This window comes from Streptomyces sp. NPDC091279 (assembly GCF_044757465.1).
In the GTDB taxonomy this organism is placed as follows: domain Bacteria; phylum Actinomycetota; class Actinomycetes; order Streptomycetales; family Streptomycetaceae; genus Streptomyces.
In genome coordinates, this window is sequence record NZ_JBIVVA010000008.1 from 175,672 (window position 1) to 188,987 (window position 13,316).

Sequence of the window (13,316 nt, forward strand, 5' to 3'; positions counted from 1 at the left end):
AAGCCGATGGACGAGGGGTCCGCCACGGAGCCGGATCAGCCGGATCAGGGTGACGCGGGTGACGGCGTCATCGTCACGCGCGGGCTCACCAAGCGGTACCGGGGCGGACAGCTCGCCGTCGACGGCCTCGACCTGACCGTTCCGGCGGGCAGCGTCTTCGGCTTCCTCGGCCCGAACGGCTCGGGCAAGACCACCACCATCCGCATGCTGATGGGCCTGATCGACCCCACCTCCGGCACCGCGCGCGTCCTGGGCCGCCCGATGCCGGGCGCCATCCGGACCGTGCTGCCGCACGTCGGCACCCTCATCGAGGGCCCGGCCCTGTACGGCCACCTCTCCGGTCGGGACAACCTGCTGCGCTACGACGCCGCCGACCCGACGGCCGACCCGCGCACCCGCAGAGCCCGGGTCGCGACGGCGCTGGACCGGGTGGGGCTGAGCGCGGCGGCCGGGAAACGGGCGAAGGCGTACTCGCTGGGCATGAAACAGCGGCTGGGCCTGGCCTGCGCCCTGCTCCAGCCGCGTCGGCTGCTGGTCCTGGACGAGCCGACCAACGGCCTCGATCCGCAGGGGATGCGTGAGATCCGTTCCCTGGTAAGGGAGTTGGCGTCGGACGGGGCGACCGTCTTCCTCTCCTCCCACCTGCTGGACGAGATCGAGCAGGTCTGCACGCACGCGGCGGTGATGGCGCGGGGCCGGTTGATCACACAGGGCGCGGTGGCCGAGCTGGCGGCGGGCGCGCGGGGCCGGCTGGTCGTGACGACGCCCGATGCCGGGGACGCGGCCCGGGTGCTGAAGGAGCAGGGCGCCGGGGACGTGGTGGTCGTCGACGACCGGGTCACCGCCGACCCGCCCGAGCGTGACCTCGCCGAGGTGAACGCGGCGCTGGTGGCGGCGGGCGTCCGGGTCAGGGGCTTCGGCGTCGAACGGGCGTCACTGGAGGACGCGTTCGTGGCACTGACGGGGGAGGGCTTCGATGTCGCGGGCTGAAGGCAGCGGGCAGGCCGGGCCGACGGCTCCTCCCGCCCCCGCCGAAGCGGCCGCCCCCGCCGACGTGGCCGTTCCCGCGGTGCCGCCGGTGCGCGGGGCCGGTCGGCTGTGGACCTTGGGGCTGTTGCGCAGCGAGCTGGGCACGACGTTGCGGCGATGGCGGACGGTGGCGCTGCTGGGGGTGTTGGCGGCGGTGCCGGTGCTGGTCGGAATCGCGGTGCGGATCGAGACCGGCGACGGGGGGTCGGCGGGCGGTGGGCCCGACGGGGGCGGCGGCCCGGCGTTCATCGCGCAGATCACCAACAACGGGCTGTTCCTGGTGTTCACGGCGTTGGCGGCGACGCTGCCGTTCTTCCTGCCGATGGCGGTCGGGGTGGTCGCCGGGGACGCGATCGCGGGCGAGGCCAGTGCGGGCACCCTGCGCTATCTCCTGGTGGCCCCGGCCGGGCGGACCCGGCTGCTGTTCACCAAGTACGTGACGACGATGGCGTTCTGTGTCCTGGCGACGCTGGTGGTGGCGGGCTCGGCGCTGATCGTGGGGGCGCTGCTGTTCCCGCTGGGCGATCTGACGACGATCTCGGGCACCCGGATCACGTTCGCGGAGGGGCTGTGGCGGGCCCTGCTGATCGCGCTGGTGGTGGCCGCGTCGTTGACCGGGGTGGCGGCGCTCGGCCTGTTCATCTCGACGCTCACGACCAGCGGGATCGCGGCGATGGCGACGACGGTGGGGCTGTTGATCACCGTGCAGATCGTCGACCAGATACCCCAACTGCACGCGGTGCAGCCGTACTTGTTCTCCCACTACTGGCTGTCGTTCGCGGATCTGATGCGGGAGCCGGTCTACTGGGACGACCTGGTGAAGAACCTCGGTCTGCAAGGCCTGTATCTGGCGGTGTTCGGTTCGGCGGCGTGGGCGCGGTTCACGACGAAGGACATCACCACGTAGCCGGTGCGGTGCACGCGCCCCGGGCGGGCGTGGCCGCGACGGGCGGCCGGACCGGCGGGAGCGACGCTGCTCCGTGGACCGGTCGGCCACCCGCCGCGGGGTCGGGGGGAGACAGGACGTCAGGGTGTCAGGGCGTCAGGGCGTCAGGGGGGGGCGTCACCAGGTGACGGGGAGTTCGTAGACGCCGTAGACCGAGCCGTTGTGCTTGAACGACAGGTCGTCGATGCCGGTGGCGAGGCGGAGGGTGGGGATGCGCTTGTAGAGGGTGCTGTAGACGACCTGGAGTTCCAGGCGGGCCAGCGGCTGGCCGAGGCACTGGTGGACGCCGAAGCCGAAGGCGACATGGGCGCGGGGGTTGCGCGTGAGGTCGAGGCGGTCGGGGTCGGGGAAGATCTCGGTGTCGCGGTTGGCGATGTCGTTGGGGGTGATGAGGCCCTCACCGGCGCGGACCAGTCGGCCGCCGACCTCCATGTCCTCCAGGGCGACGCGGCGCCGGCCGCTGTGGGTGATGTTGAGGTAGCGGAGCAGTTCCTCGACGGCGGAGGCGATCAGCTTCGGGTCGTCGGTGTCGCGCAACAGGGCGAGCTGGTCGGGGTGTTCGAGCAGGGCGAGGGTGCCGAGGCCGATCATGTTGGCGGTGGTCTCGTGTCCGGCGAGCAGCAGCAGGACGCCCATCTGGGCCACCTGGGCGCGGGTCAGTTCGCCCGCGGTCACCCGCTTGCTCAACCCGGTGAGCAGGTCGTCGGCGGGGTGGGCCAGTTTCTCGCCGACGAGGTTGTCGAGGTAGTCGCGGAGGTTCGCTCCGGCGGCGCCGCGCGCTTCGGGGGTGGCGTCCCGCTTGATCAGGACGCTGCTGTTCTCCTGGAAGAACTCGTGGTCGCTGTAGGGGACGCCGAGCAGTTCGCAGATCACCAACGACGGGACGGGCAGCGCGAACGCCGAGACCAGGTCGACCGGCTTGGGACCGGCGAGGATGTCGTCGATCAGGTCGTCGACGATCTTCTGGACGGCCGGGCGCATCGCGTTCATCCGCTTGATGGTGAACGGCGCGGTCACCATCCGGCGCAGCCGGGCGTGTTCGGGGTCGTCCATCATGATGAAACTGATGGAACTCTCGTCGATGAGCGGCATGATCCGCGGGTAGCCGGGCCGCCGGGGGTCGGCGCTGACCCGGGTGTCGCCGAGCACCTTGCGCTGGTCGTCGTAACGGGTCACCAGCCACGGCGTGCTGCCGTCCCAGAGGCGGACCTTCGTCAGCGGGGTCTCCTGTTGCAGGGTCCGCATCTCCGGCGGCGGGTCGAAGGGGCAGCGCATGTCCCTGGCCATCGGGAAGTCGGCGATCTCGGCTCCGTGCTCGTCGATGGGTTCCACGGTGCTGGTCATGACGTCCTCGATTTCACGGTCGATCGAACCTTCGGGGGCGACGCGGCCGGAGGTCTCCCGTCCGCTCGGCCGATGCGGCGGGCGGGCACGGGCTCTCGTCGCGTCGGGGCCCTCAGCCTCACAGGAGGTTGCCCAGTGTGCAAGTTTTCTCAATGGGCAATTTTGCTAGGAACCCCTATTCTCGCGGTGATGACTACGAGCCTGCGTGAACGCAAAAAGGCGGCCACCCGTGAGGCGCTGCACAACGCCGCCGTGCGTCTCGCCGTCCAGAACGGGGTCGAGAGCCTCACCGTCGAGGCGATCGCCGACGCGGCCATGGTCTCGCGGCGGACGTTCTCGAACTACTTCGCCGGCAAGGAGCAGGCGCTGTTGCACCGGGATCGGGCGCGGGTGTCCGTGCTGGCGGCGTTGGTGCGGGCGGTGCCTGAGCGCGAGCCGCTGCGGGCCGCGTTGGTCAGTGCGGTCGAGCAGATCGCCGTGGAGCGGGCTGCCGATCCCGAGCTGGAGGCGCAGTATCAGGCGTTGCGGCTGCACCCCGCGCTGATCACCGAGTACGTCGCCACGTACACGGCTGTGGAGCCCGAACTTGCCGATGCGATCGCCGAGCGGCTTCCTGTCGATCCGAACCGGGTGCTGAGGTCGCGGGTTCTCGCGGCGACCTTCCTGACGGTTCTGCGGGTCTCCGCGCACCAGCTCTTCGCCCACGACGAACGAGCCCCCCAGGACCTCGTCAACCAGGCCATCACAGCCCTCCGAGAGGACTTCAGATAGCGCGCAGGCTTGTCGCGCAGTTCCCCGCGCCCCCTTTTTTTTTGCGGCGCTGCCGTGCCGGAGTCGGACAGTCGGCCCCCGTCCAGACCCCGGGCCCGGGTCGTCGGGACGGTGCGGCGCCGTGGGGGCTGGTCGCGCAGTTCCCCGCGCCCCTTTGGGGCGTTGGCCCAGCGGAGTTGGACAGTTGGCCCCTTTCCAGGCCCCGGGTCAGGGTCGTCGGGATGGTGCGGCGCCGTCGTGGCTGGTCGCGCAGTTCCCCGCGCCCCTTAAAGGCAGGGCGTTGCCGGGCCGTGGGCGGGTGGCTCGGGAGCCTTGAGAGTGGTCGCGCAGTTCCTCGCGCACCTTTGGGGGTGCTGACCGGCCCGGAGTTTCTGGAGTGCTGGGGGTGGCAGCGTGTGGCTGCGAGACCGTGAAGCGAACGAACGTTCGAGGGGTGACGTCCCACCCGACCCCATGACCGCCCCACCCACAGGCCGAGCATCCAGCCCACGCCCCAGCAACGCCGCCAAGGGCCGCGGGGCTGTACCCAACACGCGGCTCCGCCGCGAGGACGCGCCCAGCCCCCACGACCCCGCACCCGCCCACCGGGCGTCCTCCAGGCCCCCGAGCCAACCGCCCACGGCCGAGCAACCCCCTGCTCTTAAGGGGCACGACCAGCAGGCCCGAGCCAGCCGCCCACGGCCCGGCAACGCCCTGCTTTTAAGGGACGCGACCAGCAGGCCCGAGCCAGCCGCCCACGGCCCGGCAACCCCCTGCTTTTAAGGGGCGCGGGGAACTGCGCGACCAGCCACGACGGCGCCGCACCCGCCCACCGGGCGTCCTCCAGGCTCCCGAGCCAGCCGCCCACGGCCCGGCAACGCCGAGAAGGGGCGCGGGGAACTGCGCGACAAGCCCCCACGGCGCCGCACCCGCCCCCCGGGCACCCCCCCGCCCCCCGGGCGCCGCACCCGCCCCCCGGGCACCCCCCCGCCCCCGGGGCGCCGCACCCGCCCCCCGGGCACCCCCCCGCCCCCGGGGCGCCGCACCCGCCCCCCGGGCACCCCCCCCGCCCCCCGGGCGCCCCCGACCCCGAGGTCGGCTACCTCGTACCGCCGTCGCCCCCGCCCAGTGCCCGCGCCAGCGGGGTTGTTTCCCGGGGCGGCGCTCCCGTGAAGTCGCCGAGTCGCCACGCCGGCACCCACGGCACCCGATGCACGGTGATGAGCGGCTCCAGGCGCCGAACCTGCTGGACCAGAGCCCGAGGCAGCCGCCCGGCGGAATCGGCGACCAGAACGACGGCGTTCAGAGTGAGCCCCGCAGGCGGCTCCCCGTTCCGGAACATCTGCAACGTACGCAACGCGGCGGCCAGCCCAGCCGCATGCGTCCGCGCAACCAACAACACCGCCCCCGGCGCCGGAGGAACCGGCCACTCCCGCCCACTGTCGTGGCCGCCGAACACCCCGGCGAGCGTGCTGGTCCCCGCACCCCCGTGCGCCCCGACCCACGAGTACAGCTCGGACGGCGCGTCCACCGGCCCCCGGACCCAGATCTCGGGGCCGAGGCCGCCGTCACTCCTGTCCGTGCCCATCGCGTGCTCCTCTCCCGGGTTCGACCAGGTTCGACGTTTCCTGGAACGAGTCTGTGACGCCATGGTGACGTCAGAACCCGCGCTGAGCGGCGAGACTCGAAGGTACGTGCACGACCGGATCTTGACGCCGGGGGAACGGAGACCCCGACGGCGGGAGGGCGCATCATGGAACGTGCCCGAACGCGTCGCGTCAGCCGAGTCCCGACGCATCCGAGTGAGGGAACGATGTCTCGACTCAGCCGCGACAAGAAGCGGGACCAGATCAGTGACCGGCAGCGGGGCGCGCTCGCGCTCGCGGCGACGCCGGTCGACGTGCGCGTTCCGGCGCGCGGAACGGCCGCGCTGGTGGGGGATGTGCCGGTGGTGGCGGGGGCGGGTGCGGAGTTGCAGCAGGTGGTGCTGGACCATCTGCACCGCATCGCGCGCACGACCGGCCGCCCGGTTCTCGCGACGGTCCATGACGAACGCATCGGCTATGTGGTGCGGTTGAGGATCGAGACGAACGGTTCGAGCGACCTGGCGGGCGAGCCGGTGAAGCTCCCGGCCCGCACCCCCTCGGGCACCCGCACCCCCGAGGAACCCCTAGAGGTCCCCACCTCCAGGCTCCGCATGCTGCGCGAACCGATCGAAGACCGCGCACCCGGAACGGCGTTGGCGCCCTTCGGCGAGTTCGGCCCACCCCCGGTGATGGACGCCGTGCCCGCAGGCAACGGAACGTCATCGGCACCGGAGTTCGCGGCACCCCCCGCACCCCAGGCCACCTCGGACCCGACCCCGCCGCACCCCACCGCCCCGCACCCCACGACCCTCAACTCGCCCCCGGCACACGGCTTCCCGCCCGCTCCAGCCTCCGCCTCCGACCAGTTCGCCCCGCAGTCGCCCCACACCCTGGCGACCCCCCTCCCCACCCCGCCCCCGGCGTCGAACATTCCCCCCTTCCCCCCAACCCCCCTCCCGACCCCGCACCCGGCGTCGAGGCCCCGTTCCCGTTCCCCCATCCCGCTCCTCCCCGAGCCGGAGCCCGAGCCGAAGGTCGCCCGCATCCGGGGGTTCGACGCGGTCGCCGAGGCGGTGATGGGGTGTGGGCCCGTCGACGGGCTGGCCGTGCTCGCGGAACCTGTGGGGCGGATCAACGACGCCGTGCAGGCCGGACGGACCGAGGAGGCGGGGGAGTTGGCGCGCCGGACGGTCGTCGAGGCGACTCGGTCGCTCGGGGCGGAGCACACCGAGGTGCTGCGGCTGCGTGAACTCGCCGCCTACATCGCGTACTTGGCGGACGACCCGGTCGACGCCCTCACGACCTGCCTGGATCTCGCCCGCATCCACCACTACGCCGGTGACGCGGAGGGGGCGTACAGCAACGTCCTGAGCGCGTCGACCGCGTGGCGTGCCGTGCGGAACCCGGAGCAAGGCCTCGCGCTGGGCGCCGAGTTGATCGACCTGTGGACCGAACTCGCCGCCCAGGACGGCCCGGCAGCCGAGGAGTCCGAACGACTGGACTCCGCCAGAACCCGCATGCTCCGCCTCACCACCCGAACCCAGTCCCCCTGACCAACCCCCCTCAAGGCTCCCGAGCATCCAGCACCCGGCCGGGCAACCCCCTGCTTTTAAGGGGTGCGGGGCTGTATCGATGTGCGGCTCCGCCGCGCGGGCGCGACAAGCCCCGACGCCGCCGCACCCGCCCCCCTCAAGGCTCCCGAGCATCCAGCCCACGGCCCGGCAACCCCCTGCTTTTAAGGGGCGCGGGGAACTGCGCGACCAGCCCCGACGGCGCCGCACCCGCCCACGAGCCCCTCTTCCAGGCCGAGACCCGAGCTTCAAACCCCCGCCCGGGCAACGCCGGAAAAGGGGCGCGGGGAACTGCGCGACCAGCCCCGACGGCGCCGCACCCGCCCACGAGCCCCTCTTCCAGGCCGAGACCCGAGCTTCAAACCCCCGCCCCGGCAACGCCGCTAAGGGGCGCGGGGAACTGCGCGACCAGCCCCCACGGACCCGCACCCGCCCGCCGGGCGAGCCGCACCCGCCCGCCGGGCGAGCCGCACCCGCCCGCCGGGCGAGCCGCACCCGCCCGCCGGGCGAGCCACCCCGCCCGCCCGGCAAGCCCACCACCTACTGCGACAACGCCCACATCGCGTAAGCAATCGCATCCGAATTCCGGTCAAGGGCAGTGTCGTTGATGTTGGACACCGTGTCGCAGGAAGCGTGATAGCACGCGTCAAAGGCCCGCCCGACCGTACCGCCCCACTTGCTGACCTGCGCCGACGTCTTCGTGTAGTCGGCGCCACTGAACAGCCCGCCGACCGGAACGCCCGCCGTCTTGAAGGGCGCGTGGTCGGACCGCCCGTCGCCCTCGGTCTCCGGCTCGGTCGAGATGCCCAGGCCGGTGAAGTAGTCCTTGAAGGTCTTCTCGATGGTGGGGTCGTCGTCGTAGACGAAGTACCCGGGGTTGGGGGAGCCGATCATGTCGAAGTTCAGGTAGTCGACGATCTTCGCGCGGTTGGCGGTGGAGAGGCCGTTCACGTAGGAACGGGACCCGACCATGCCCAACTCCTCGGCGCCCCACCAGGCGAACCGCAGATGCTTGGTCGGCTGGTACCCCGTACGGGCGACGGCGAGCGCGGTTTCCAGGATGCCGGCGGACCCGGAACCGTTGTCGTTGATCCCCGCACCGGCCGTCACGCTGTCCAGGTGTGACCCGGCCATGACAACCTGATTGCTGTCGCCACCGGGCCAGTCGGCTATCAGGTTGTAGCCGGTGCTTCCGGAGGAGGTGAACGTCTGGACGGTGGTGGTGAACCCGGCCGCGTCCAGTTTGCCCTTCACGTAGTTGATCGAGGCGAGGTAACCGGCGCGCCCGTGGGCCCGGTTGCCGCCGTTGGCGGTGGCTATGGACTGCAACTGGGTCAGGTGCGCCTTGACGTTGGCGACGGGGATGTCGGGCGCGGCAACGGCGGCGGCGGCGACGTCGGCCTTGGAAGCGGGCGCCGCACCGGCGATCGATCCGGTGGCGACGAGCGTGACGGCGGTGACGACGGCGGCGGCCGACGTCCGTCGAGAGACGGAGAACTTCATGTGGGGGCTCCGTGATCCAAGTACCAGGGGAATCAGGTCGATTCCACAGTGAGTGGGGGTGCGGAGATCGTGGTGCGAGAGCCGACGTGCCGTCAAGAGCCGCAGTGTGTGTTTTCGGCCCCCGGAAACGCCGGAACGGCCGAGGCGCCGCACCCCGCACCCGTCACCGGGCGTGGGATACGGCACCTCGGAGCCCGTACGGGCGGGCGTGCGGGCGGGCGTGCGGGCGGGCGCGGGCGGCCGCGCGGCAGCCGGTGTCACCGCGCGCGGAGACCGGTCACTTTCTGACGGGACCCTTCGCCTTGCCGCCCCTGTTGCTGGGCGCGTTGCCCGGGGGCAGGGCGGTGGAACGGGAGGAATCGCCCGCCGCGCGCGAGGATTCCGCGCCGATCGACGCGGGCTGGAGGTTCGCCACGTTGGTGGCAGCGTTGGCCGGGGCGGACCGCTGCGTCGTGCTGGGGTCGAAGGTCGGCGCCGGTTGCCGCGGGGCGGTCGTCGGGGCGAAGTTGCCCGCGGGGGCGTTGTTCGAGACGGCGACGGGGCGGGCCCGGCCGGGCTCGGGGCTGCCGGTCTGGCTCCGGATCTCCCGGTCCGCCTTGTCGGTGAACTTGTCGTAGATCACCTGGCTGATCGAACCGGCTGCCTGGGCTGCCGCACCCGCCGTCTGAAGAGGCACGTTGATGCCGCGCAGGCCCGCGTACATGGCCGCTCCGGCAAACTCCGTCGCCCCCATGGCCATCTTCGGAATGCTGCCCGGCCGGTCCGAGTTGGGGTTCAACGCCGCGTTGACCTCGACACCGATCTGGTACAGGCCGTTGGCTCCGCTGATCGCGATGCCCCAGTTGTACGCGGAGTTGACGCCCTGGGACGAGTCGCCGAGCGAGGTGCCGACGGATTGCAGCGCCAGCCCGACGGCGGGCGCCGAGTCGACGGCGGTCTTGATGATCGCCGCCCGGTTCTCCACGGCCCAGTTGTACGTGTCGTTCGCGGCGTTGCGGGTGCCCCGGTAGAGCTGGGCTCCCTTCTCCTGCGAGTAGGCGATGAAGTACCGCAGGTTCTCGTTGGCCTTGTCGACCCACGTCTGGGTCGAGCTGTCGGGGAGTTGCGCGGTGGGTGTGGTCATGGTGAGCCGTCCTTAGCTGAGGGTTGCGCCTCCCACGCGACGGCTGCGTTCCTCGAACGGTTCATCGAATCCGGTGGTTTCATGGCGGAAATTCGTCCTTGCGGGGAGTTGGCCCGACCACCTCCCCGCAACGCCGAGAGCCCCGGCACGCCCTCGGGGGAGGGGTACCAGGGCTCTTGCCCACGTGCGGGCCCGGCGACGGATCAGACGGTGCCGAACGCGTCCGCCCTGACACCCGCCACGAATGACGTGAACGTACCGCTGCGGAAGCGCAGGGCGGCACGGCCCGGGTCCTTCGAGTCCCGTACCGGCACGACGCCCTGCGGGGCAACGAGGTTGAAGGCGACCTCGACGCAGTCGCCTCCGTTGTTGCTGTACGACGACGTGAACCAACTCGGGGATTCAGTCAACGCAGCCTGCCCTTCGGTCAGTTGAACTTCCCGGACTTGACGCCCGACACGAAGTGTCCGAACGCGGCGACGGGAAAGTCCAGTACCGGACCGGCCGGGTTCTTGGAGTCCCGGACGGGCACGGTGCCGTGGGTGGCGACGAGGTTGGCGGCGGCCTCGACGCAGTTGCCGCCGTTGTTGCTGTACGAGGACGTGAACCAGTTCGGAGATTCAGTCAACACAGCTTGCCCTTCGGTTAGTTGAACTCGCCGGACTTGACTCCGGTCACGAAGGACGTGAACGCGGAGGTGGGGAGGTTCAGGACCGGACCGGTCCGGGACTTGCTGTCCCGGACCGGCACGATGCCGTGCGGGGTGGAGAGGTTGACGGCGACCTCGACGCAGTCGCCGCCATTGTCGCTGTACGAGGACGTGAACCAGCACGGAGATTCAGTCAACACAGCTTGCCCTTCGGTTAGTTGAACTCGCCGGACTTGACCCTAGTCACGAAGGCCGCGAACGCGTCGGCCTTGAGGCCGAGGACCGGGCCGGTCAGGTTCTTGCTGTCGCGGACGGGAACGATGCCGTGCGAGGCGGCGAGGTTGGCGGCGACCTCCACACACTGGCCGCCATTGCCGCTGTAGGAGGACGTGAACCAACGGGGGGACTCGGTCGTCACGGGGTGCCCTTTCGTAACTTCTGGATCATGGCCACCGATGCAGCCTGCGACAGCGCCTCGGTTTGGAGTTGATGGTAGGCCGCCAAGAAGGGGAGCGCGAACGTACTTTCGCGTTCAAGATGGCCTCGATGAGCGGACTCTGCGTACGACATGAGTGAGCGGTCCGCCATCGTGAGCAACGTGATGGGCAGGCTGAACGGCCTCCGGGCGCCCATGGAGAACGGCGCAATCTGAAGCACGGTGTTCGGTAGTTCCGCGAACTCAAGCAGACGCTCGTACTGAGCATCCATGACGGAGGGAGCCCCCATCGGCCGACGGACGCACCCTTCGTCAAGTACCGCGAAGATCAGGGGTGATGGGGACCGCACGAGGGCTGCCTGCCGCATCTCCGCGAGGGCAACTCGTTCGTCGGCCTGCTCAGGAGTGATCGCTTCTCGCCTTACGGCATCCGCTTCCAGTGTCGCTGCGTACTTCGGCGTCTGGAGGAGACCCGGTATTACGCCTACCTCATAGAGCCTGATCTCTGCGGCTCGCCCCTCGTGCCTAATGAACTCCGGGAACCCTTCGATAAGGGCCGTTTGACGCAGCGCCTGACCCTGGCGTTCGAACTTATCTCCGGTTCCGAAAGCTCGGTCAGCGGCTCTCGCGAAGCGTGGAGTTGGTGGACGAAAACCAGTTTCGACGGCGGAGATGTGCGCACCGGAGCATCCGATACGCACCCCCAGTTCGACCTGGGTCCAGCCTCGTTCCTCACGCATGCTGCGGAGGCGTGCTCCGAACGCCGCACTCGGCGAGCGTTCGGGGTCAAGGTCTTTGAGATTAACCATCCCGCACCCGACTTACCTTTCAGCCTCACAAAGTTGAAGACGTTCCTGACTCTAGGCCAATCTGTGCTCTCCCGGTAGTGGAATGACTACGGAGAGGAGCGACTCATGTCCAAGGACACCGCCCCGTCCCTCGGAACCCTGTTGGTCGACGCTCACGACAAGGTGGGTGAGTTCCGGGCCGCGTTGTTCGGCCGTTGGTACCTGCGTCCCGTGAACGGGGGTGTCGAGTGGGACGTCGACCCCCGCGACGTCTCGCCGGCCAGCCCCGAACAGCGCCTGCGTGCCGAACTCGCCCGCGCCAACGCCCAGAGCCGCACGAACGCCTACTGCAAGCGCGACCCGAAATGACCACCCGCCCCCGGCTGAACTTCCGCCTCCCGCGCTGGTTACGCCCGCGTCGGCGCCGCCGTTCCGCGTGGCCGAACACCCTCCACCACTCCCGCCGCACCGGCCTTCCCCTGGAGCCGTCGAGCTACCGGGCCGAGGTCCGCGCCGAGTGGTCCGCCCCCGGCACCGGCGAACCGAAGTGGCTCGTCCTCGGGACGTTCCAGTCCATCTCCCCGAAGCTGATACTGCGCTGGCTCGCCGGAGAGGCGGTGCGGGTCGCGGACCGGCTGGCCCCCCGGCCCACCGGCACCCCGTGGGTGTCCCCGCTGATGCACGCCTTCCGTGTGCCCGACCCCGGCTGTTCCGGCGAACTCCGCGCATGGGCCGCCGACACCGACGAACTGCACGCCGCCCGCACCCACATCAAACGCGGCTACCCGCTGTTCGTGACGTTCACGGACGACGACGACTGCACCTACACCCTCACCGTGTGGCCCGTGAACTCCCGCACCCCGCACGACAGTTACACCCCGACCCTCACGCCCGCCCCGTTGCCGGTGTGGCACCGGGTCGGCGGGCTCGCCCACCCCCTCTACGTCCTCGCGCCGGAGGACCCATGGACGTAAAACCCACCCCAACTCCCGGCCACGACAACCGGGTTGAGCGGCGGACGTACGCCGAGAAGGCCGCCGCCCGCGACGCAGCCCGCGCCGACAGCGACACCATCATCCGCCGCTACCAGGCCCGCGAACCCGTCTCCCGCATCGCCGCCGACTACCGCGTCAACCCCGACTGGCTCGCCCTGCGCCTCGTCGAATGGGGCATCCACCGCCGCCACCGGCACGAGGCCCACGCGTTGCGCCGACCGGCAGGGCACGTCTTCCGGGGCCGGACGAAACGCCGGACCACCGCCGAAGTCCGCGACGCCCAGGCCAAGTTCACCGCGAACCGGGACGACATCAGCGCCCGCTACCTCGCCGGAGCGTCCGTCACCGGACTCGCCCGCGAATACCAGGTCGCCCCCACCTGGATCGCTGAACGCCTCGACGAGTGGGGCGTCCCCCGACGCGCCCGCCCGTCCCGACCCGCCCCCCGGGAACCACACAGCCCGAACCAGCATCTGGACGACTAAGGAAAGCCTGCCCGAGGGGGAAAGGCCCGACGGGGAAAGGCGCGAGGGGGGGAGGTCCAAAGGGGGGGAAGGGGGAAGCCCGCCCGGATGAAAGGAACACCCGCACGCCGG

16 protein-coding genes are annotated in these 13,316 nt (G+C 70.8%); 7 read left to right on the top strand and 9 right to left on the bottom strand.

All coding sequences use genetic code 11. The features are described from left to right. Positions 1–6: 6 nt before the first annotated feature. Complete coding sequence (locus ACIQOU_RS21385) at positions 7–990, top strand: ABC transporter ATP-binding protein (protein ID WP_401538381.1); 984 nt, start codon at positions 7–9, stop codon at positions 988–990. Beyond that, positions 977–1,936, top strand: a complete 960-nt coding sequence (locus tag ACIQOU_RS21390; RefSeq protein ID WP_401538382.1) for an ABC transporter permease — start codon at positions 977–979, stop codon at positions 1,934–1,936. Before ACIQOU_RS21385 ends, ACIQOU_RS21390 begins: the two co-directional genes overlap by 14 nt. 156 nt (positions 1,937–2,092) lie before the next feature. Here the strand turns inward: ACIQOU_RS21390 and ACIQOU_RS21395 are convergent, their stop codons facing one another. Then, a complete protein-coding gene (locus tag ACIQOU_RS21395; protein WP_401538383.1) occupies positions 2,093–3,319 on the bottom strand; it encodes a cytochrome P450 in 1,227 nt (408 codons plus the stop codon). A gap of 189 nt (positions 3,320–3,508) precedes the next feature. Here ACIQOU_RS21395 and ACIQOU_RS21400 point away from each other — a divergent pair, with 189 nt between their 5' ends. Further along, on the top strand, positions 3,509–4,090 hold the full coding sequence (locus ACIQOU_RS21400) for a TetR/AcrR family transcriptional regulator (RefSeq protein WP_401538384.1): 582 nt from the start codon (positions 3,509–3,511) through the stop codon (positions 4,088–4,090). A 1,078-nt stretch (positions 4,091–5,168) separates the two neighbouring features. Here ACIQOU_RS21400 and ACIQOU_RS21405 read toward each other — a convergent pair. Further along, positions 5,169–5,657 (bottom strand): DUF6668 family protein, encoded by a 489-nt coding sequence (locus tag ACIQOU_RS21405; RefSeq protein WP_401538385.1) that lies wholly within the window; start codon positions 5,655–5,657, stop codon positions 5,169–5,171. Positions 5,658–5,882: 225 nt separating this feature from the next. Between ACIQOU_RS21405 and ACIQOU_RS21410 the strand changes: the two genes are divergently transcribed. After that, positions 5,883–7,208 (top strand): tetratricopeptide repeat protein, encoded by a 1,326-nt coding sequence (locus ACIQOU_RS21410; protein ID WP_401538386.1) that lies wholly within the window; start codon positions 5,883–5,885, stop codon positions 7,206–7,208. A 558-nt stretch (positions 7,209–7,766) separates the two neighbouring features. Here ACIQOU_RS21410 and ACIQOU_RS21415 read toward each other — a convergent pair. From ACIQOU_RS21415 to ACIQOU_RS21445, 7 genes are all read right to left on the bottom strand, one after another. Next, positions 7,767–8,729 carry a M28 family metallopeptidase gene (locus ACIQOU_RS21415; protein ID WP_401538387.1) on the bottom strand — a complete coding sequence of 321 codons (963 nt, stop codon included), beginning with the start codon at positions 8,727–8,729 and terminating at the stop codon, positions 7,767–7,769. A 277-nt stretch (positions 8,730–9,006) separates the two neighbouring features. Further along, positions 9,007–9,852 carry a hypothetical protein gene (locus tag ACIQOU_RS21420; protein ID WP_401538388.1) on the bottom strand — a complete coding sequence of 282 codons (846 nt, stop codon included), beginning with the start codon at positions 9,850–9,852 and terminating at the stop codon, positions 9,007–9,009. 203 nt (positions 9,853–10,055) lie between these two features. Further along, complete coding sequence (locus ACIQOU_RS21425; protein ID WP_401538389.1) at positions 10,056–10,262, bottom strand: DUF397 domain-containing protein; 207 nt, start codon at positions 10,260–10,262, stop codon at positions 10,056–10,058. Between the two features lie 17 nt (positions 10,263–10,279). Beyond that, the gene (locus tag ACIQOU_RS21430) at positions 10,280–10,483 is read right to left on the bottom strand and encodes a DUF397 domain-containing protein (RefSeq protein WP_401538390.1); all 204 of its coding nucleotides are present in this window, start codon (positions 10,481–10,483) and stop codon (positions 10,280–10,282) included. A gap of 14 nt (positions 10,484–10,497) precedes the next feature. Further along, positions 10,498–10,701, bottom strand: a complete 204-nt coding sequence (locus ACIQOU_RS21435) for a DUF397 domain-containing protein (RefSeq protein ID WP_401538391.1) — start codon at positions 10,699–10,701, stop codon at positions 10,498–10,500. Positions 10,702–10,715: 14 nt separating this feature from the next. Then, positions 10,716–10,919 (bottom strand): DUF397 domain-containing protein, encoded by a 204-nt coding sequence (locus ACIQOU_RS21440; protein ID WP_401538392.1) that lies wholly within the window; start codon positions 10,917–10,919, stop codon positions 10,716–10,718. Then, complete coding sequence (locus tag ACIQOU_RS21445) at positions 10,916–11,746, bottom strand: helix-turn-helix transcriptional regulator (RefSeq protein WP_401538393.1); 831 nt, start codon at positions 11,744–11,746, stop codon at positions 10,916–10,918. Before ACIQOU_RS21445 ends, ACIQOU_RS21440 begins: the two co-directional genes overlap by 4 nt. Positions 11,747–11,851: 105 nt before the next feature. On the opposite strand from ACIQOU_RS21445, the gene ACIQOU_RS21450 reads away from it, so the two are divergent. From ACIQOU_RS21450 to ACIQOU_RS21460, 3 genes are read left to right on the top strand one after another with little or no spacing between them, the layout of a single operon-like run. Continuing rightward, on the top strand, positions 11,852–12,094 hold the full coding sequence (locus tag ACIQOU_RS21450) for a hypothetical protein (protein WP_401537957.1): 243 nt from the start codon (positions 11,852–11,854) through the stop codon (positions 12,092–12,094). Then, positions 12,091–12,699, top strand: coding sequence for a hypothetical protein (locus ACIQOU_RS21455; RefSeq protein WP_401538394.1), 609 nt, complete (start codon positions 12,091–12,093; stop codon positions 12,697–12,699). The genes ACIQOU_RS21450 and ACIQOU_RS21455 overlap by 4 nt, the downstream gene beginning before the upstream one ends. Continuing rightward, the gene (locus ACIQOU_RS21460; protein WP_401538395.1) at positions 12,690–13,205 is read left to right on the top strand and encodes a hypothetical protein; all 516 of its coding nucleotides are present in this window, start codon (positions 12,690–12,692) and stop codon (positions 13,203–13,205) included. The genes ACIQOU_RS21455 and ACIQOU_RS21460 overlap by 10 nt, the downstream gene beginning before the upstream one ends. Positions 13,206–13,316 lie beyond the last annotated feature (111 nt).